Source organism: Streptomyces sp. NPDC020362, assembly GCF_040642095.1.
GTDB lineage: Bacteria > Actinomycetota > Actinomycetes > Streptomycetales > Streptomycetaceae > Streptomyces.
Genome location: NZ_JBFAET010000061.1, coordinates 26639 through 44839, shown reverse-complemented (window position 1 = coordinate 44839; position 18201 = coordinate 26639). Strand labels below are relative to the sequence as shown.

The 18201-nt window shown below is 72.4% G+C and carries 19 protein-coding genes; 14 read left to right on the top strand and 5 right to left on the bottom strand.

From position 1 onward, the window contains the following. The coding region (locus AB0H32_RS22610) for a LysE family transporter (RefSeq protein WP_361123459.1) at nucleotides 1-297 on the bottom strand (297 nt) is incomplete at its 3' end. An 84-nt stretch (nucleotides 298-381) separates the two neighbouring features. Between AB0H32_RS22610 and AB0H32_RS22605 the strand changes: the two genes are divergently transcribed. After that, complete coding sequence (locus tag AB0H32_RS22605; RefSeq protein ID WP_361123455.1) at nucleotides 382-1320, top strand: LysR family transcriptional regulator; 939 nt, start codon at nucleotides 382-384, stop codon at nucleotides 1318-1320. 95 nt (nucleotides 1321-1415) lie between these two features. Here the strand turns inward: AB0H32_RS22605 and AB0H32_RS22600 are convergent, their stop codons facing one another. Next, nucleotides 1416-1871, bottom strand: coding sequence for an ATP-binding protein (locus AB0H32_RS22600; protein ID WP_361123452.1), 456 nt, complete (start codon nucleotides 1869-1871; stop codon nucleotides 1416-1418). A 211-nt stretch (nucleotides 1872-2082) separates the two neighbouring features. Here AB0H32_RS22600 and AB0H32_RS22595 point away from each other — a divergent pair, with 211 nt between their 5' ends. Then, a complete protein-coding gene (locus AB0H32_RS22595; RefSeq protein WP_361123449.1) occupies nucleotides 2083-2943 on the top strand; it encodes a helix-turn-helix transcriptional regulator in 861 nt (286 codons plus the stop codon). Nucleotides 2944-2952: 9 nt separating this feature from the next. Beyond that, nucleotides 2953-3177, top strand: coding sequence for a DUF397 domain-containing protein (locus tag AB0H32_RS22590; protein WP_361123446.1), 225 nt, complete (start codon nucleotides 2953-2955; stop codon nucleotides 3175-3177). Between the two features lie 181 nt (nucleotides 3178-3358). Here AB0H32_RS22590 and AB0H32_RS22585 read toward each other — a convergent pair whose 3' ends face one another. After that, complete coding sequence (locus AB0H32_RS22585; RefSeq protein ID WP_361123443.1) at nucleotides 3359-4486, bottom strand: 8-amino-7-oxononanoate synthase; 1128 nt, start codon at nucleotides 4484-4486, stop codon at nucleotides 3359-3361. A 147-nt stretch (nucleotides 4487-4633) separates the two neighbouring features. Between AB0H32_RS22585 and bioB the strand changes: the two genes are divergently transcribed. The 4 genes from bioB (at nucleotide 4634) to AB0H32_RS22565 (ending at nucleotide 9100) form a co-directional block, all read left to right on the top strand. Then, nucleotides 4634-5866: a biotin synthase BioB gene (bioB, locus tag AB0H32_RS22580; RefSeq protein ID WP_361123441.1), complete on the top strand. Its 1233-nt coding sequence runs from the start codon at nucleotides 4634-4636 to the stop codon at nucleotides 5864-5866. Next, the gene (locus tag AB0H32_RS22575) at nucleotides 5859-7148 is read left to right on the top strand and encodes an adenosylmethionine--8-amino-7-oxononanoate transaminase (RefSeq protein WP_361123438.1); all 1290 of its coding nucleotides are present in this window, start codon (nucleotides 5859-5861) and stop codon (nucleotides 7146-7148) included. The genes bioB and AB0H32_RS22575 overlap by 8 nt, the downstream gene beginning before the upstream one ends. A 1-nt stretch (nucleotide 7149) precedes the next feature. Beyond that, complete coding sequence (gene bioD, locus AB0H32_RS22570) at nucleotides 7150-7866, top strand: dethiobiotin synthase (RefSeq protein WP_361123435.1); 717 nt, start codon at nucleotides 7150-7152, stop codon at nucleotides 7864-7866. Between the two features lie 541 nt (nucleotides 7867-8407). Then, a complete protein-coding gene (locus tag AB0H32_RS22565) occupies nucleotides 8408-9100 on the top strand; it encodes a class I SAM-dependent methyltransferase (protein ID WP_361123432.1) in 693 nt (230 codons plus the stop codon). Nucleotides 9101-9127: 27 nt separating this feature from the next. On the opposite strand, the gene AB0H32_RS22560 is transcribed toward AB0H32_RS22565, so the two are convergent. Both AB0H32_RS22560 and AB0H32_RS22555 read right to left on the bottom strand, forming a co-directional pair. Then, the gene (locus tag AB0H32_RS22560; protein ID WP_361123430.1) at nucleotides 9128-9502 is read right to left on the bottom strand and encodes a fic family toxin-antitoxin system, toxin component; all 375 of its coding nucleotides are present in this window, start codon (nucleotides 9500-9502) and stop codon (nucleotides 9128-9130) included. Nucleotides 9503-9506: 4 nt separating this feature from the next. Further along, nucleotides 9507-9749, bottom strand: coding sequence for a toxin-antitoxin system HicB family antitoxin (locus tag AB0H32_RS22555; RefSeq protein ID WP_361123427.1), 243 nt, complete (start codon nucleotides 9747-9749; stop codon nucleotides 9507-9509). Nucleotides 9750-9887: 138 nt separating this feature from the next. On the opposite strand from AB0H32_RS22555, the gene AB0H32_RS22550 reads away from it, so the two are divergent. The 7 genes from AB0H32_RS22550 (at nucleotide 9888) to AB0H32_RS22520 (ending at nucleotide 18197) form a co-directional block, all read left to right on the top strand. Next, nucleotides 9888-10700 carry an ABC transporter ATP-binding protein gene (locus AB0H32_RS22550; RefSeq protein ID WP_361123424.1) on the top strand — a complete coding sequence of 271 codons (813 nt, stop codon included), beginning with the start codon at nucleotides 9888-9890 and terminating at the stop codon, nucleotides 10698-10700. A 4-nt stretch (nucleotides 10701-10704) separates the two neighbouring features. After that, on the top strand, nucleotides 10705-13278 hold the full coding sequence (locus tag AB0H32_RS22545) for an ABC transporter permease (protein ID WP_361123421.1): 2574 nt from the start codon (nucleotides 10705-10707) through the stop codon (nucleotides 13276-13278). Nucleotides 13279-13345: 67 nt separating this feature from the next. Next, complete coding sequence (locus tag AB0H32_RS22540; protein ID WP_361123468.1) at nucleotides 13346-14236, top strand: LLM class F420-dependent oxidoreductase; 891 nt, start codon at nucleotides 13346-13348, stop codon at nucleotides 14234-14236. Nucleotides 14237-14277: 41 nt separating this feature from the next. Continuing rightward, nucleotides 14278-14703, top strand: a complete 426-nt coding sequence (locus AB0H32_RS22535) for a GNAT family N-acetyltransferase (RefSeq protein WP_361123418.1) — start codon at nucleotides 14278-14280, stop codon at nucleotides 14701-14703. 152 nt (nucleotides 14704-14855) lie between these two features. Then, nucleotides 14856-16199 carry a hemolysin family protein gene (locus tag AB0H32_RS22530; protein ID WP_361123415.1) on the top strand — a complete coding sequence of 448 codons (1344 nt, stop codon included), beginning with the start codon at nucleotides 14856-14858 and terminating at the stop codon, nucleotides 16197-16199. Further along, on the top strand, nucleotides 16196-17209 hold the full coding sequence (locus AB0H32_RS22525; RefSeq protein ID WP_361123412.1) for a hemolysin family protein: 1014 nt from the start codon (nucleotides 16196-16198) through the stop codon (nucleotides 17207-17209). The genes AB0H32_RS22530 and AB0H32_RS22525 overlap by 4 nt, the downstream gene beginning before the upstream one ends. Before the next feature lie 199 nt (nucleotides 17210-17408). Further along, entirely contained in the window at nucleotides 17409-18197 is a 789-nt protein-coding gene (locus AB0H32_RS22520) for an SGNH/GDSL hydrolase family protein (protein WP_361123408.1), read from the top strand. Nucleotides 18198-18201: the final 4 nt, after the last annotated feature.

The following is an 18201-nucleotide window of genomic DNA, read 5'->3' as shown; positions in this document are numbered from 1 at the left end:
GGGAGCGGCGGCGGGCCGCCGCACCGACCACAGGGTCCGCAGCCCGAGCTGCAGCACATAGGCCCCGCCCAGCAGCTGCAGCGCACGGAAGAGCGCGGGTACGGCGACCAGGACCGCCGCGACCCCGGCCACCGCGAGCGTGGTGTGCACCAGGAGACCGGCGGCGATCCCGAGGCCGCAGACCGCACCGGCCCGGCGGGAGACCAGGGCGTTGCGGACCACCACCGTGAAGTCGGCGCCCGGCATGGCGACCAGACCGGCGGCGATCCCGGTGAAGGCGATGAGCTGTCCGTCCATGAGCCCCAGACTGCACGGCCACAGCCTTCAGCAGGTATTTCGAATCATCTGGGTGAGCATTAAGCAGTGCTTTAGGCTGGCTCCATGTACGACCCGACCCGGCTCGCCGCGCTGGTCGCCGTAGCGGAGGCGGGCTCCATCACCCGGGCCGCCGACCGGCTCGGCTACACCCCGCCCGCCCTGTCCCAGCAACTGGCCAAGCTGGAGCGGGAGGCGGGCACGGCGCTGCTGGTACGCCACCATCGCGGGGCCCGGCTGACCGAGGCGGGCGAGGTGCTGGTGGCACGGGCCCGGCGGGTGCTGGACGAGATGGAGCAGGCGCGGCACGAGCTGGCGCGGCTGACCGGCCTCACGGGCGGGGTGCTGCGGCTCGGCACCTTCCCGACCGCGGGCGTCCATCTGCTGCCGCCGGCGCTGAGCGCGTTCCGCCGGGCGCATCCGGACGTGCGGCTGTCGGTCGCCGACTACGACCCGCCGTCCGGGGTCACGGCGGTGGCGGCCGGTGAGGTGGACCTGGCGCTGACCCACACCTACCACCCCTCCGATCCCGTCCCCGTGCCCTCCTCGGTCGCGCTGGAGACGGTCCTGGAGGAGGAGCTGGTGCTGGTGACGGCTCCGGGGCATGCCCTGAGCAGCGCCTCGTCCCGGCTGCCGCTGGCGGAGCTGGCCGGGCAGCCGCTGATCAGCATGGCGCCGCACCATCCGGCCCGCCGGGGGGTGGAGGCGGTGCTGGCCGAGGCGGGCGCCACTGCGGCGCTGTTGGTGCCGACCCCCGGGTACGCCGTTGTGTGCGCGCTGGTCAGCGCGGGGCTCGGGGTGGCTCTCGTACCGGAGATGGTGGCGCGGACCGCCGTCACTCCGGTCGGAGTACGTCCGTTGGAGGGGGGACGGCTACGCCGTACGATCTCGGTCGCCTTCCGGGCCGACGAGGTCGCTCCGGCGGCGGAGGCGTTCCGTGCTCTGCTGCACGGGGCCTTCGGCCGGGCACGGCAGGCACCGGACCGTCAGCGCCCGTCCCGGTGAACCGTCCCCCGGCCGGGCGGGGTTGGCTCCGCCGACTGCGACAGTGGGGGGTGACGGGCCGCCGTCCGGGTGTCCTGCGGGCGGCCGGACGCGCTCTAGGGCTCGGGCTGGCCCGCCGTGACCGGCTCGGCCGGGATGGACCAGGGGAGTTCGATGGAGACCGTCTTGCCGCCCTCGCGGGTGGGGCGGACGCGGAGCTTGCCGCCGCACTCGGCGGTGAGCCAGCGGATGATGACCATGCCGCGCCCGTTGTCCTGTTGGACGGCTGCGGGCAGTCTCTTCGGGAAGCGCGGATGACTGTCCGTCACGCCGATGCGCAGTTGTTCGTCGCGGTGCAGGGCGATGTCGACGGTGAAGGTGGGTGACTGACCGAAGGTGTGCTGGACGGCGTTGGTGGCGAGTTCGGAGACGATCAGCCGCACGGTGTCGGCCGCGTCGGTGTTCGGTGGCAGACCCCACTCCGCGAGGGTGCCCACCACGTAGGAGCGGGCAGCGGAGACCGAGGCGGGATCGCTCGGCAGAGTGACGGATGCTTCCAGATGGTCTGCCATGGCGATGCCGTCCCTTTCCCACGGGCCGCAGTCCGACGAGGAGCGGATGGTTCGAGTACGGTCCCGCACTGGTGCTTCTTCGCCAGACTGCCATTACCGGGCCGGTCAGGGGAGCGATCCACCAGGATATGCATATATCTGTCGCTCAAAGCGGTGAACTCTGCGACGGGAGACCGTATTTGGGCGGCCCGGAAGGAGTAAGGAGTACCCCATGCAGAACGGTCCCGCGGTACGGCGCCGCAAGCTCGGCGCCGAGCTGCGCACGCTGCGCACGGGGACGGGGCTCACCAGTGGCGAGGCGGCCCGTCTGGTGGGCTGGCACCAGTCGAAGGTGAGCCGTATCGAGACCGGCGCGAGCGGCGTGAAACCGGCCGATGTGCGGTTACTCCTGGATGCCTACGGGGTGCGGGACGGGCAACTGCGCGAGTTGCTGCTGATGTTGGCGGGGTCCGAGGAGGCGGGCGGCCGCAACCGGTGGTGGCACGCCTACCGGGGGATCCTGCCGCCCACCTACCGCGATTTCATCAGCCTGGAGTCGCAGGCGAGCGGGATGCGCACGCTGGAGACCACGGTGGTCCCGGGTCTGCTGCAGACGCCCGAGTACGCCCGCGCGGTCACCCGGGCGGCCGTGGAGGGAGTCGACGAGGATCGGCTGGACGCGCTGGTGGAAGTGCGGCTGGCCAGGCAGGACGTGTTGCGCTCGGATCCGCCGCTGGCGCTGAGCGCGGTGCTGGACGAAGCGGTGCTCAAACGCGACGTGGGCGGGCCGGGGGTGATGGCGCGGCAGCTGGCCCGGCTGGTCGAGGCGGCGCGGCTGCCCCAGGTGCGGCTCCAGGTGCTGCCATTCGCCGCGGGGGCGCATGTCGGCCTCACCGGCCCTTTCGTTATTTTCTCATTTCCGAGCACTTCTGATCTGGATGTGGTTGTTCTCGACCAGTTGACGAGTAGCCTCTATCTGGAGCGGAAAGAAGACCTCATGGCCTACTCCGAGGCCTTCAACACCCTTCAGATCCACGCCCTTTCACCCGAGGACTCGTTGGATTACATCGCCGGGATAGGTGACGGCGCGTAAGGAGGCACCATGCCAGCACTGCCTCGGAACGTCCCTGCCAGTACCGATCTGCACGACGTGCGATGGCTGCGCAGCAGCTACAGCACCGGAGCGAACAACTGCGTGGAGACGGCCCGGCCGCTCTCCGGCCCGCGGGCCGGACTGCTCGCCGTGCGCGACTCCAAGGACCCGGCCGGACCCGCGCTGCTCTTCTCCCCCGGGAGCTGGGCGGGGTTCGTGACCGCGCTCCGATGATCCCCTTCTCAACCGACCCGACCGAACAAACCGACTCGATCGGACACACCGAACCGATCGGACAGACCGAACCGATCGAACAGACCGACTCGGTCGACCCGATCGACCCAACCGATCCTCACTGATCCCTACTGATCAAATTCGATCACTTTCGTGCGATGCACGGCCGTGTCACGCCGACTCATGGTCGCGTCTCGCCGATCACCCGTACAGCGCGTTCGATCTCCGCCCCGGACAGGTCCGCCCGGGCGGTCAGCCTCAGCCGTGAGATGCCGTCGGGCACGGAAGGAGGACGGAAGCAGCCCACGGCCAGGCCTGCCGTACGGCAGTCCGCCGCCCATTGCACGGCCTGCTCCGGGGACGGAGCCCGCACGGAGACCACCGCGGCGTCCGGACGCACCGCCTCCAGACCCGCGGCGGTCAGGCGTGCGTGCAGCTCGGCGGCGACCGCGCGGGCCCGTGCCGCCCGCGCCGGCTCGCGTCGCAGCAGCCGCAGCGCCGCCAGCGCCGCGCCGACCGCGGCGGGCGCGAGGCCCGTGTCGAAGATGAACGTGCGGGCCGCGTTGACCAGATGGTCGATCACCCGCGCCGGGCCGAGCACCACCCCGCCCTGGCTGCCCAGCGACTTGGAGAGCGTGGCCGTGACGACCACGTCGTCGGCTCCGGCGAGACCGGCCGCCTCGGCCGCGCCCCGGCCGCCGTCGCCCAGCACCCCGAGCCCATGGGCGTCGTCCACGACCAGGCCCGCCCCGTGCTCCCGGCACGCCTCCGCCAGCGCGGTCAGCGGTGCCGCGTCGCCGTCGACGGAGAAGACCGAATCGGAGACGACGATCGCCGGTCCCCGGTGCGTGGCGAGCGCCTTGCCCACCGCCTCCGGATCGGCGTGCCCGACCACCTGCCTGGCCCCCCGGGCCAGTCGGCAGCCGTCGATGAGGGAGGCGTGGTTGCCCGCGTCGGAGACGATCAGGGAGTCGTGCGGGCCCAGCGCGGTGACCGCGGCCAGGTTCGCCGCGTAGCCGGACGCGAAGACCAGTGCGGCCTCGAAGCCGCAGAAGTCCGCCAGCTCCCGCTCCAGCTCGGTGTGCAGCTCGGTGGTGCCGGTGACGAGCCGGGAGCCGGTGGCACCGCCGCCCCACCGACGGGCGGCCGCGGCGGCCCCCTCGACGATCTCGGCGTGGTGGGCCAGACCCAGGTAGTCGTTGCTCGCCAGGTCCATCAGCGGCGAGTCGGCGGGGCGCGGGCGCAGGGTCCGTACGAGTCCGGCGCGGCGGCGCGCCTCGGCCTGCTCGTCGATCCAGCCGAACGCCATGGGTCCTCCGGGGCTTTTGTAGGTAGCGCACAGACCCTAGCGGCACGATCAGCCGCCCAGGGTGTGGCAATACCCACACGGTGATCCGTCTCCGTTGTGCAAACTCTCCTTGGCCCCGGGCGGTCCCGTACGACAGGATCGGGCCTCATGGACCTGCTGAACACGCTGGTGGACAAGGGGCTGCGGCGCGAGTTGCCGACCCGTGAGGAAGCACTCGCCGTGCTCGCCACCTCCGACGACGACCTGCTCGATGTGGTGGCTGCGGCCGGCAAGGTGCGCCGGCACTGGTTCGGCCGGCGCGTGAAACTCAACTACCTGGTCAACCTCAAGTCCGGCCTGTGTCCGGAGGACTGCTCCTACTGCTCCCAGCGCCTCGGCTCCAAGGCCGAGATCCTCAAGTACACCTGGATCAAGCCCGACGAGGCCTCCAGGTCGGCCGCGGCGGGGCTGGCCGGCGGGGCCAAGCGGGTCTGTCTGGTGGCCAGCGGCCGCGGCCCGACGGACCGGGACGTGGACCGGGTCTCCGAGACCATCAAGGCCATCAAGGACCAGAACGAGGGCGTCGAGGTGTGCGCCTGCCTCGGCCTGCTCTCCGACGGCCAGGCCGAGCGGCTGCGCGAGGCGGGCGCCGACGCCTACAACCACAACCTGAACACCTCCGAGGCCACGTACGGGGACATCACCACGACCCACACGTACGCCGACCGGGTGGACACGGTGCACAAGGCGCACGCGGCCGGGCTGTCCGCCTGCTCGGGCCTGATCGCGGGCATGGGCGAGAGCGACGCGGACCTGGTGGACGTCGTCTTCTCGCTGCGGGAGCTCGACCCGGACTCCGTTCCGGTGAACTTCCTGATCCCGATGGAGGGCACCCCGCTCTCCGCGGAGTGGAACCTCACCCCGCAGCGCTGCCTGCGCATCCTCGCGATGGTCCGCTTCGTCTGCCCGGACGCCGAGGTCCGCATCGCGGGCGGCCGCGAGGTCCACCTGCGCACGATGCAGCCCCTCGCCCTGAACCTGGCCAACTCGATCTTCCTCGGGGACTACCTGACCAGCGAGGGCCAGGCGGGCAAGGCCGACCTGGAGATGATCGCGGACGCCGGGTTCGAGGTGGAGGGCACCGACCAGGTGACGCTGCCGGAGCACCGGGCAGCGGCCGTCGGCGGCGGGTGCGGGTCGCACGGGAGCAACGGGTGCGGGTCGCACGAGGGCGCCGGGTGCGGGTCGCACGAGGACGCCGGGTGCGGGTCCGTCTGCGGCTCCCACGAGGGAGCGGACGTGTGCGGTACGGCCGCGGTGCCCGCCGCGAACGAGCCGCGCACCGACCTCGTCGCCGTCCGCCGCCGGGGCACGGGAACGGATCTCGCGCCCAATGCCTGACCTGTCCGCATCGACCGTGCCCGAACTGCTCGAGCTGGACCGCCGGCACGTGTGGCATCCGTACGGTCCGATGCCCGGCCGGGTCGACCCCCTCGTCGTGGAGTCGGCGAGCGGGGTCCGGCTCCGCCTCGCCGACGACTCCGGTGAACTCGTCGACGGCATGTCGTCGTGGTGGTCGGCGATCCACGGCTACAACCACCCGGTCCTGAACGAGGCCGCTCACGCGCAGCTGGGGCGGATGAGTCATGTGATGTTCGGCGGGCTCACACACGAGCCCGCCGTCCGGCTCGCAAAGCTCCTTGTCGACATGTCGCCGGACGGTCTGGAGCATGTGTTCCTGACCGACTCCGGGTCGGTGTCGGTCGAGGTCGCGGTGAAGATGTGCCTGCAGTACTGGCGCTCGCTCGGCCGGCCAGGCAAGCAGCGGCTGCTGACCTGGCGGGGCGGCTATCACGGCGACACCTGGCAGCCGATGTCGGTGTGCGACCCCGAGGGCGGGATGCACGAGCTGTGGACCGGCGTGCTTCCGCGCCAGGTGTTCGCCGAGGCACCGCCGGCGGAGTACGAGGAGTCGTACGCCGACCATCTGCGGGACCTGATCGGACGCCACGCCGACCAGCTGGCCGCGGTGATCGTGGAGCCGGTGGTGCAGGGCGCGGGCGGGATGCGGTTCCACTCCCCCGCTTATCTGCGGGTGCTGCGCGAGGCGTGCGACGCGCACGACGTGCTGCTGGTGTTCGACGAGATCGCCACCGGCTTCGGGCGCACGGGTGCGCTGTTCGCCGCGGAGCACGCGGGCGTCACGCCGGACGTGATGTGCGTGGGCAAGGCGATGACCGGCGGCTACATGACGATGGCGGCGACACTCTGCACCACTCGGGTGGCCGACGGGATCTCGCAGGGCGAGGTCCCGGTGCTCGCCCACGGGCCGACGTTCATGGGCAATCCGCTGGCGGCGGCCGTCGCCTGCGCCTCCATCGAGCTGCTGCTCGGGCAGGACTGGCGCGCGCAGGTCGTGCGCATCGAGGCCGGCCTGCGCGAGGGCCTCGCTCCGGCCGCGGAACTGCCGGGTGTCAAGGACGTCCGCGTCCTGGGCGCCATCGGGGTCGTCCAGCTCGACCACGAGGTGGACATGGCCGCGGCCACCCGGGCCGCCGTACGGGAGGGCGTGTGGCTGCGCCCGTTCCGCGACCTGATCTACACGATGCCGCCGTACGTCACCGGCGACGAGGACGTGGCACGGATCGCGCGCGCGGTGTGCGCCGCGGCGCGGGAGGGATGAGATGCCGGTACTGGTGATCACGGGCACGGGCACGGAGATCGGCAAGACGGTCACCACCGCCGCCATCGCCGCCGCGGCGCTCGCGGCCGGGCGTTCGGTGGCCGTGCTGAAGGCCGCGCAGACGGGGGTTCGGCCCGACGAGCGCGGGGACGCCGACGAGGTCGTGCGCCTCGCGGGTCCGGTCACGGCCGCCGAACTGGCCCGCTACCCCGAGCCGTTGGCGCCGGGTACGGCGGCCCGGCGTGCGGGCATGGCTCCCGTGCGTCCGCACGAGGTGGCCGAGGCCGCGGCCAAGCTGGCCGCCGAGCACGATCTGGTGCTGATCGAGGGGGCGGGCGGGCTGCTCGTCCGGTTCGACGAGGCGGGCGGGACGCTGGCGGACGCGGCGCAGCTGCTGAACGCGCCGGTAGTGGTCGTCACTCCGGCCGGTCTGGGCACGCTCAACACGACGGAGCTGACGGCTCGTGAACTGCGCTCGCGCGATCTGGAGCCGGCCGGTGTGGTGATCGGCAGCTGGCCCGATGCCCCGGACCTCGCCTCCCGCTGCAATGTCGCCGACCTGCCGGAGGTCGCCGGCGCCCCGCTGCTCGGCGCGCTTCCCGCAGGGGCCGCTGCCCTGCCTCCCGCGGACTTCCGCGCGGCGGCTCCGGGCTGGCTTGCGCCGCGCCTGGACGGAACGTGGGACGCGGAGGCGTTCCGGACCCGGGAGGCACCCTGACGGCACCGTCCGGGTCGATCCGGATCCGGGAAGCACCCTGACAGCACCGTCGGGGACTTCCGGATCCAGGAAGCGCCCTGACGGCACCATCGGGGTCGATCCGGTCCGGTGGGGACGGCGGCCTCCACGCCGAGCGGGGTGGTCGGGTGCCGGACGGTCAGGTGCGCGTCTGTCGGGTGCGCGCTGGTCGGACCCCGGACGGTCAGGTGCGCGATGGACGGGTGCCGGATGGCCGTCGGCACCGCCCCGCACCTGGCCACCGAGGTCCGGACCGTGCCGACGCGGACCGGCACCCCGAAGGGCGGCCTGCCGGCCCGCTCCCCGAGCGGGCCCAGCGGCCGCCACTGCCTGGCGTACTCCGGCGAAGCCGTGCGGGGCGGGCGACGTCGGCTGCGTCCCGCACGCCGGCATGAACACCGACCACGGCGTCGACGGACCGGCACGCGACTTCGCCGTGTGGGATGTCGGGCGTTTCGCCGGGGGTGCGACGGGGTTTCCCGGGGGACAATCACCGTAGGCCCGACCCTCCCGGGAGGTTGCCATGCGGTTGTTGTCGACCGGTTCCGGCACGGTGGCGCGCAGCCCCGTCCACCACCCGCTCTTCGCCCGCTGCTACGCCCGGTTCAGCGTGGCCGCCGAGACCCGGCTCGGGATGGCCGGGGTGCGCGAGCGGCTGCTGGCCGGGCTGTCGGGGCGGGTGATCGAGATCGGCGCCGGCAACGGACTGAACTTCGGGCACTATCCGGGGACCGTCGCGGAGGTCGTGGCGATCGAACCGGAGCCGCTGCTCAGGAGGATGGCCCTGCAGTCCGCCCTGCACGTCCAGGTCCCGGTCGACGTGGTGCCGGGGACGGCGGAGGCGCTGCCGGTCAAGAGCGAGGGCTTCGACGCGGTCGTGCTGTCGCTGGTGCTGTGCAGCGTGCGGGACGTGGCACGGGCGCTGGGCGAGGTGCGGCGGGTGCTCAAACCGGGCGGCGAGGTGCGGTTCTTCGAGCACGGCCGGGGCGGCGGCCGGGTGATGACACTGACTCAGCACACCCTGGACCGGACACTGTGGCCCGCGCTGAACGGCGGCTGTCATGTCGCCCGGGACCCGGTCGCCGCACTGCGCGAGGCCGGGTTCGAACTCGGCCCGTACCGGCGGGTGTTGCTGCCTGAGAAGGGCCCGAAGCTGCCCACCTCGTACTGTGTGCTGGGAACCGCCCGGCGGCCCGTCGAACCGGCGGCGCGCTGATTCCGGCGCGCTGCGGGCCGCCGCTCGTCACAGGCTCCAGCGGCGCAGCTCCCGGGCGATGTCGTCGATGCCCGCCTCACCGCTCTTGACCAGCCGGGCGAGGTCGCGGATCTGTTCGGGCGAGGTGACGACCTTCAGTCCGCTGGCGACCAGGTAGGCGTAGGCGACGGCCGAGGCGAACAGGGCGTTGGAACGCTCCAGCGCCGGAACGTGGACGAGCAGCTGCAGCAGGGCTGCGGCACGGGCGTGCGGGGTGTCGTAGACGGGCACGTCGAATATCTCGGCCCGGTGCCGGGCGACGGCGGCTACCAGGGCACCCCAGTCGGTGACCTGCGGGTCCCCCGGCGTCTTCCGTTCGGCGAGCATGAGAAGCCAGGCGAGGTCGATGCTGAGCTCGTTCAAGGGATCAGCTGCGGGCTTCGCCGGAGCCGGTGCCGCGTACCTCGCCGAACTCCTCGGCGAACACGGACTCGTACTGCTTCATGAAGTCGGCGGCGGCGTCCACGAAGGTGCTGCCCACTTCCCCGGTGTCCTGTCTGACCAGCTCTTCGATGTAGCGGTTGACGCTCATGCCGCGGGCCAGGGCGCGCTCGCGGGCCGCGCGGGCGGTGTCCTCGTCCACGCGCACGTTCAGCTGGGTCTTCGCCATGCTTCGAAGCTAGCGCCGAAGTGCTAGCAACGGCAAGGGCGGCCGGCTCTTCAGAGGGAGCGCCCAGAGGGATTCCGGCTGTGGGACGGGTCACATTAGGCTCGGCCGGTACGAGGGAGTCGACGATCGGAGGCGGTCTTGTCCACACCTGCTGCCGAACACGCCCCGGGCCGGGCGTACGACGGCTCGATCGCGGCCCGCACCCGCGGGCTGACCAAGGCCTACGGCTCGGGCGAGACGGCCGTACTCGCCCTGGACTCGGTGGACGTGGAGATCGCGCGCGGCCGCTTCACCGCCGTGATGGGGCCCTCGGGCTCGGGGAAGTCCACTCTCATGCACTGTCTGGCGGGCCTGGACGGCGTCTCGGCCGGGCAGGTCTGGATCGGCGGCACGGAGATCACGGGGCTGAAGGACCGGGAGCTGACCCGGCTGCGACGGGACCGGATCGGGTTCATGTTCCAGTCGTTCAACCTCATCCCGACGCTGACCGCGGCCGAGAACATCACGCTGCCGATGAACATCGCGGGCCGCAAGCCCGACCAGGCGTGGCTCGACCAGGTCATCGACACGCTCGGGCTGCGCGAGCGCCTGACGCACCGCCCGGCGCAGCTCTCGGGCGGTCAGCAGCAGCGCGTCGCCTGCGCCCGGGCCCTGGCCTCCCGGCCCGAGCTGATCTTCGCCGACGAGCCGACCGGCAACCTCGACTCGCGGGCCGGTCTCGAAGTGCTGGGCTTTCTGCGCAGGGCCGTGGACGATCTGCGGCAGACCGTCGTCATGGTCACCCACGACCCGGGCGCGGCCGCCCACTCCGACCTCGTGCTCTTCCTCGGCGACGGGCGGATCGTGGACCGGATGGAGCGGCCGACGGCTCAGGCCGTGCTGGAGCGCATGAAGGCGTTCGACGTGCTGCGCGGGCGGTTCGGCGACGACAGCACCGCCCAGGAGGACTGACCCCGTGCTCAAGGCGACCTTGCGGAGTTTCCTCGCGCACAAGGGCCGACTGGCCCTGTCCGCGCTGGCCGTCGTACTGTCCGTGGCGTTCGTCGCGGGCAGCCTGATCTTCTCCGACACCGTCACCCGTACGTTCGACCGGCTGTTCGCCTCGACCTCCGCCGATGTGACGGTCGAGCCGAAACAGGACCTGCAGTCCGCCAGGACCGCCGGTGCCGTGCAGACCGTGCCCGCGGCCCTGAAGGACCGGGTGGCCAAGGTCGCGGGAGTCGCGGCGGCGCATGCGGACGTGTCGGTTCAGAACGTGGTGGTGGTCGACCGCCGCAACAGGTCCGTCGGCCCGACCACCGGCGCCCCGACCATCGCCACCTCCTGGTACGTCACCCGTCGCAGCCCGGTGAAGCTGACCTCCGGTCATGCGCCGCACGGCGCGGGCGAGGCGCTGCTCGATGCGGACACCGCGGACAAGAAGCAGGTGCGGATCGGCGACACCCTGACCGTCCAGGCGCAGCCGGGCACGTTCCGGGCCAGGGTCGTCGGCATCGCCACGTTCACCACCACCAACCCGGGCGCGGCCCTGGTCTTCCTGGACCCCTCGGTAGCCGCCCGTGAGCTGCTCGGCTCGGCCGACCGGGCCACCAGCATCTCGGTGGACGCGGCCACGGGGGTGTCCGACGCGGAACTCAAGCGCCGCGTCGGAGAGGCGATCGGCACTGGCACCGGCACCTACGACCTGAAGACCGCCGGCGAGCAGGCCAAGTCGGCCGCGGCCCAGCTCGGCGGGTTCCTGGACGTCATCAAGTACGTGATGCTGGGGTTCGCCGGCATCGCCGTGCTCGTGGGCATCTTCCTGATCGTCAACACCTTCTCCATGCTGATCGCCCAGCGCACCCGTGAACTGGGCCTGCTGCGGGCCCTCGGCGCCGACCGGCGGCAGGTGCGGCGGTCGGTGCTCACGGAGGCCGTGCTGCTCGGCGTGGCCGGCTCGACGCTGGGCCTCGCGGCCGGGATCGGGCTCGCGTTCGGGCTGATCCGGCTGATGAGCGCGTTCGGGATGAACCTGAAGGCCACGGAGATGGTCATCGGCCGGCCGACACCCGTGGCGGCCTACACCGTCGGCGTCGGCGTCACCTTCGTCGCCGCATACCTGCCCGCGCGGCGCGCAGCGGCCGTCTCGCCGATGGCGGCTCTCGCGGACGCCGAAGTAACGGGCGTGGGCAAGCCGTTGAGGGTGCGGGCGGTCGTCGGCTCCGTGGTCGGGGCGGCCGGTGCGGCCGCGCTGGCCGGGTGCGCGACGGCGACGAAGACCGCGTCCGCGGCCTCCCTGCTGGGCCTGGGCGTGGTCCTGACGCTGATCGCGACGGTGATCGCCGGTCCGCTTCTGGTGCGGCCGGTGATCCGCGTGCTGGGCGGCGCCTTCCCCGCGCTGTTCGGATCGGTCGGCCGGATGAGCCAGCGCAACGCCCTGCGCAATCCGCGCCGCACCGGTGCCACCGCGGCCGCACTGATGGTGGGCCTCGCGCTGGTGGGCGGGATGTCGGTGGCGAGCGCCTCGATGTCCGCATCCTTCGACCAGCGGATCGACAGGACGCTGGGCGCCGACTTCGTCGTCCAGAACAGCAACTTCCTGCCGTTCACACGGGAGATCACCGACAAGGTGCGCGGCACCGAGGGCGTGCGGCTCGTCGTGCGACAGCGGTTCGCGCCCGTGGCCGTACGGCTCCCCGACGGCACACGCGTGAAGACGACCGCCGCCGGCTACGACCCGCAGGTCGACGAGGTCGCCCATGTGACCTACGCGGCCGGCGGCAGTACGGCGGCGCTCGCGGACGGCGGGCTCGGCATGGACGCGTCCTTCGCGAAGGACCACGGCGTGCGTCTGGGCAGCACCCTGCCCGTCGAGTTCCCCGGCGGGCAGCGGGCCCGGATGAGGGTGGGCGCCCTCACCGACCAGGGCGGCGGCGACGGGTTCGGCATGCAGGGCGGGCTGTTCTTCGGCATCCGCACGGTCGAGAAGTACGTCCCCGGCGGCCAGGACGCCGCTCTCTACGTCAAACGGTCCGCGGGCACCGGCGCCGGCCTGCTGCGCTCCCGCCTGGAGCGGACCCTCAGGCCGTATCCGCAGGTTCAGGTCCGCGACCAGGCCGACTACAAGAAGCTCGTGCACGACCAGATCGCCGTGCTGCTGTACCTCGTCTACGCACTGCTCGGGCTCGCGATCGTCATCGCCGTGCTCGGCGTGGTCAACACCCTGGCCCTGTCGGTGGTCGAGCGCACGCGGGAGATCGGACTGCTGCGCGCGATCGGGCTGAGCCGGCGGCAGTTGCGCCGGATGATCCGGCTGGAGTCGGTGGTGATCGCGGTGTTCGGTGCCGTCCTCGGACTGGGACTCGGGCTCGTGTGGGGCGTGTGCGCACAGCAGGTGCTGGCTCTGCAGGGCATGACCGCGCTCGCGTTCCCCTGGGGCACGATCGTCGCGGTGGTGATCGGCTCGGCGGTGGTGGGGATCGTGGCCGCCCTGCTGCCGGCGCTCAGGGCGTCGCGGATGAACGTGCTGGCGGCGATCGCGCACGAGTGACCGCGCGGGGGCGCGCATGATGGAATCGAAGATCCACACTCAAGTCATGTGCAGCAGAGGAGAGTTCATGCCGCGCCCCTTCCGCTTCGGAGTCAACCTGCTCACGCCCTCGCCCGCCGCCGACTGGCGGGCCAAGTGCCGCCGCGCCGAGGAACTGGGGTACGACGTGATCCTGGTCCCCGACCATCTCGGCATGGTCGCGCCGTTCCCGGCACTGATCGCCGCGGCCGAGGCGACCGAGCGGCCGCGGCTCGGCACGTTCGTGCTCAACGCCGGCTTCTGGAATCCGGTGCTGCTAGCCCGTGAGGTCGCGGCCACCGATGCCCTGACCGGCGGCCGCCTCGAACTCGGTCTCGGGACCGGGTACGTCCAGGCCGAGCACGAGGCGGCCGGACTGCCCTTCGGCTCGCCGCGCGAACGGGTGGACCACCTGCGGCACACGGTGGCGGAGCTGGACCGGCTGCTCGGCTCCGAGGAGTTCCAGCCCCGGCCCGTGCAGTCCCGGGTGCCCCTGCTGATCGGTGCCAACGGTGACCGGATGCTGCGCCTGACGGCGGAGCACGCGGACATCGCGGCCTTCACCGGTGCGCGGCCGGGTGCCACCCCGGGCACGCTCGCGCCGCTCACCGCCGAGGAACTGGACGGGCGGGTCGCCCACTACCGGGAGTCGGCGGCGGGCCGGACGGAACCCTCCGAGCTGAACCTGCTGATCCAGATCGTGGCCGTCACCGACGATCCGGAGCCCGTCCTCAAGCCGCTGCTCGAACGCCAGCCGGGACTCAGCCTGGAGCGGGCGCTGGAGCTTCCCATCATTCTGGTCGGCCCCCTGGAGGACGTGGTCGAGCGGGTGCGCGCGCAGCGGGAGCGGTTCGGGTTCTCGTACCTGACCGTCCTGGAGCCGTGCATGGAGGCGTTCGCGCCGGTCATGCAGCGGCTGCGGGAGGAGTCCGCATGCTGAAACGCGCGGACGGCCGCGGCCTCCTGTGATCGGGTGATCGCATGACCGAATTGCACATACGTTCCGCCGGACCCGCCGACCTGGACGCCGTTCTGGCCTTCTGGAAGACGTCCGCCGAGGGCACCAGCATCAGCGACGACCGCGCCGGAGTGGAGCGGCTGGTCGCCCGCGACCCTGAGGCACTGCTCCTCGCCGAGCAGGACGGCGAGCTGGTCGGCACCGTGATCGCGGGCTTCGACGGCTGGCGCTGCCATCTGTACCGGCTCGCGGTGGACCCGGACCGGCGGCGCCGGGGCATCGGCTCGGCGCTGCTGGCCGCCGCGGAGGAGCGGTTCGTGCGGCTCGGCGGCCGGCGCGGGGACGCGATGGTGCTGGTCCGCAACGAGAGTGCGCACCACGCCTGGCGGGCGGCCGGGTACGCGCCCGAGGAACAGTGGCGGCGCTGGGTGAAGCCCCTCACGGACTGAGCCCCCGAGGTCTCTTTGCTCATCCTTTACCATTGAGGGAGCACTCGGCCCTCCGTGAAAGGTTGTGAGCGTCCTCCGATGGACGAACCTCCCGGTCCGCGACACCGCGCGTTCCGCCCCGCCCTGTCCGATCATGGGACGGGGGTGACCCGATGACCGAAGTGCTCCTCCTTCTGGTGGCGATCCTGCTCTCGCTCGCCTGCGGCGCCTTCGTTGCGGCCGAGTTCTCGCTGACCACGGTCGAGCGCGGCGAGCTGGAGCGGGCCGCCGCACGCGGCGAGCGCGGCGCGGCGGGCGCCCTGAAGGCCGCACGGAATCTGACCTTCCAGCTTTCCGGCGCCCAGCTCGGCATCACCGTCACCAACCTGGTCGTCGGCATGCTCGCCGAGCCGTCGATCGCCAGGCTGCTGGCCGGGCCGTTCCGGGCGATGGGCCTGTCGCCCACCACCGCGAGTTCGGTCGCGCTGGTGCTGGGTACGGCGCTGTCCACGGTGTTCCTGATGGTCGTCGGCGAGCTGGTGCCGAAGAACTGGGCGATCTCCTCGCCGCTGGCCGTGGCCAAGCGGGTGGGCAACCCGCAGCGCTGGTTCAGCGCCGCCTTCCGCCCCTTCATCACACACCTCAACAGCACGGCCAACCATGTCGTGCGCCGCTTCGGCCTGGAGCCCGCCGAGGAGCTGGCCTCCGCGCGCGGGCCGCAGGAGCTGGCCGCCCTCGCCCGGCACTCCGCGAAGGCGGGCGCGCTGGAGGCGGACACCGCCGAGCTGTTCCTGCGGACACTGAACCTGGCCGACCTGAGCGCGCAGAACGTGATGACCCCGCGCGTCCAGGTCGTCGCCCTCGACACCCAGGCGACCTGCGAGGACGTGGCGAACGCGACCAGGGCCACGGGACTGTCCCGGTTCCCGGTCTACCGCGGCAGCCTCGACGCGGTCGTCGGCATCGCCCACATCAAGGACGTCCTGGTGCTGCCCGCCGACGAGCGGACCCTGCGCTCCGTCGCCCAGGTGATGCGCGAGCCGCTGCTGGTGCCGGAGTCCCTCACCGTCGACCGGCTGCTGGACCGGCTGTCCGGCAGGCGCACCATGGCCGTCGTCATCGACGAGTACGGCGGTACGGCGGGCGTGGCAACGCTGGAGGACATCGTCGAGGAGGTCGTCGGCGAGGTGCGGGACGAGCACGACCCGCACGAGACACCGGACCTCGCCCCCGCCGGCGCCGACGAAGCGGGCCGGGCCCTGTACTCCGCGGACGGCGCCGCGCGCACGGACCAGCTCGCGCGCGTGGGCCTGCGCGTGCCCGAGGGGCCGTACGAGACGCTGGCCGGCCTGGTCGCGACGGAGCTGGGCCGCATACCCGGGGTCGGCGACAGCGTGGAGGTCGCCGGCTGGCGGCTGGACGTGGTGGACGCCTCCGGGCGCCGGGCGGCCCGGGTGCTGCTGCACGCCCCGCTGGACGACGAGGAGAGCGACGAGAAGACGGAGCGGACCCGATGACCGCCGTTCAGCTGCTCATCGGCTTGGCGACGCTGGTCGTCAACGCCTTCTTCGTGGGCGCCGAGTTCGCGCTGATCTCCGTGCGCCGCTCGCAGATCGAGCCGCTCGCCCAGGAGGGCGACCGGCGCGCGAAGAGCGTGCTGTGGGGCCTGGAGCACGTGTCCGCGCTGCTGGCCGCCGCCCAGCTGGGGATCACGCTGTGCACGCTGGTCCTCGGCGTGGTCGCCGAGCCGGCGATCGCGCATCTGCTGGAGCCGGTCTTCCACGCGATCGGCGTGTCCAAGGGCGCGGGCCACGCGGTGTCCTTCGTGATCGCGCTGTCCCTGGCCACCTACCTGCACATGCTGCTGGGCGAGATGGTGCCCAAGAACGTCGCGCTCGCCGAGCCGGTGCGCAGCGCGCTGCTGCTCGGCCCTCCCCTGGTCACGCTGTCCCGGGCGCTGCGCCCGGTGATCTTCGCGATCAACGCCTTCGCGAACGGGCTGCTGAAGCTGCTCAGGGTGGAGGCCAAGGACGAGGTCGCGGCGACCTTCACGGACACCGAACTGGCCGAGATCGTCAAGGACGCCAGCCTGGCCGGCCTGATCGACGACCGCGCCCAGGAGAGGCTGCACGACGCCCTGAAGCTGGGCCGCAGACCGGTGCGGGACGTGGTCGTCCCGCTGGAGAGGGTGGTGTACGCGCGCGTGGGCGTCACGGCGGAGCAACTGGAGCGGCTGTCGGCCGAGTCCGGCTTCTCCCGGTTCCCGGTGGTCGACGAGGGCCGCCGGATCGTGGGCTACCTGCACGTCAAGGACGCGCTGGACGCCTTGCCCCGCGACGAGCCGTTCCGGCTGCGCGACATGCGGCCCATCGCACGCGTACGGGAGAGCACCCCGCTGGACGACGTGCTCACCGCGATGCGGGGCAGCCGTACGCATCTCGCCGGTGTCCTGGGCGAGGACGGGCGGCTGGCCGGGCTGGTGACCATGGAGGACGTCCTGCAGGAGCTGTTCGGTCAGCCGGCGTGAGCCGGGCGGGGGCACCGCTCGAGCCGGGCGGGGCCCCGCATGCGCCGTGCAAGGCCGCCCCGCATGCGCTGGGCGGGTGGCCCCCATGCACTGGGCGGGTGGCCCGTGTGCGCTGTGCGGGCCGCTGCGGTCGGGCCGTTCCGGCATTCCGAGGGCGACCGACCGGCGGGTATGGAACCGGGATACCATCGCTGTCGCCATGCAGACGAATCCCACGCCTCCCCCGTACTCCAGCCTGGTCGCGGTCGGCGACTCCTTCACCGAGGGCATGTCGGACCTGCTGCCCGACGGCTCCTACCGCGGCTGGGCCGACCTCCTCGCCGCCCGGATGGCCGCCCGCACCACCGGGTTCCGGTACGCCAACCTCGCCGTGCGCGGGAAGCTGATCGGGCAGATCGTCGACGAGCAGGTGGGCGTGGCGGCGGCGATGAACGCCGATGTGATCACGCTGGTCGGCGGGCTCAACGACGCGCTCAGGCCCAAGTGCGACATGGGCCGGGTGCGGGGCCTGCTGACCGAGGCGGTCGAGCGCCTGGCACCCAGCTGCAAGCAGCTCGTGCTGATGCGCAGCCCGGGCCGCGAGGGCCCGGTGCTCGAGCGGTTCCGCCCGCGCATGGAGGAGCTGTTCGCCTGCGTGGACGAGCTGGCCGCGCGGCACGGCGCCCTGGTGGTCGACCTGTACGGTGCGCCGTCGCTGGCCGACCCCCGGCTGTGGGACGTGGACCGGCTGCATCTGACGGCGGAGGGGCACCGCCGGGTCGCGGAGGCGGTGTGGCAGACACTCGGCCACGAGCCCGAGGACACCGAGTGGCGCACGCCGATACCGCCCACCGAGCCGCCGGGCTGGGCGACACGGCGCGCCGCGGACGCCCGGTTCGCCCGGCAGTACCTGCTGCCCTGGATAGGCCGACGCCTGACCGGCCGCTCCTCCGGCGACGGCCGCCCGCCGAAGCGACCGGACCTGCTTCCGTACGAGGCTCAGGCGTAGCGTC

Coding starts and splice junctions, on each gene's coding strand:
- AB0H32_RS22605 (WP_361123455.1), top strand. CDS start 382: ATGTACGACCCGACCCGGCTCGCCGCGCTGGTCGCCGTAGCGGAGGCG.
- AB0H32_RS22600 (WP_361123452.1), bottom strand. CDS start 1,871: ATGGCAGACCATCTGGAAGCATCCGTCACTCTGCCGAGCGATCCCGCC.
- AB0H32_RS22595 (WP_361123449.1), top strand. CDS start 2,083: ATGCAGAACGGTCCCGCGGTACGGCGCCGCAAGCTCGGCGCCGAGCTG.
- AB0H32_RS22590 (WP_361123446.1), top strand. CDS start 2,953: ATGCCAGCACTGCCTCGGAACGTCCCTGCCAGTACCGATCTGCACGAC.
- AB0H32_RS22585 (WP_361123443.1), bottom strand. CDS start 4,486: ATGGCGTTCGGCTGGATCGACGAGCAGGCCGAGGCGCGCCGCCGCGCC.
- bioB (WP_361123441.1), top strand. CDS start 4,634: ATGGACCTGCTGAACACGCTGGTGGACAAGGGGCTGCGGCGCGAGTTG.
- AB0H32_RS22575 (WP_361123438.1), top strand. CDS start 5,859: ATGCCTGACCTGTCCGCATCGACCGTGCCCGAACTGCTCGAGCTGGAC.
- bioD (WP_361123435.1), top strand. CDS start 7,150: ATGCCGGTACTGGTGATCACGGGCACGGGCACGGAGATCGGCAAGACG.
- AB0H32_RS22565 (WP_361123432.1), top strand. CDS start 8,408: ATGCGGTTGTTGTCGACCGGTTCCGGCACGGTGGCGCGCAGCCCCGTC.
- AB0H32_RS22555 (WP_361123427.1), bottom strand. CDS start 9,749: ATGGCGAAGACCCAGCTGAACGTGCGCGTGGACGAGGACACCGCCCGC.
- AB0H32_RS22540 (WP_361123468.1), top strand. CDS start 13,346: ATGCCGCGCCCCTTCCGCTTCGGAGTCAACCTGCTCACGCCCTCGCCC.
- AB0H32_RS22535 (WP_361123418.1), top strand. CDS start 14,278: ATGACCGAATTGCACATACGTTCCGCCGGACCCGCCGACCTGGACGCC.
- AB0H32_RS22530 (WP_361123415.1), top strand. CDS start 14,856: ATGACCGAAGTGCTCCTCCTTCTGGTGGCGATCCTGCTCTCGCTCGCC.
- AB0H32_RS22525 (WP_361123412.1), top strand. CDS start 16,196: ATGACCGCCGTTCAGCTGCTCATCGGCTTGGCGACGCTGGTCGTCAAC.
- AB0H32_RS22520 (WP_361123408.1), top strand. CDS start 17,409: ATGCAGACGAATCCCACGCCTCCCCCGTACTCCAGCCTGGTCGCGGTC.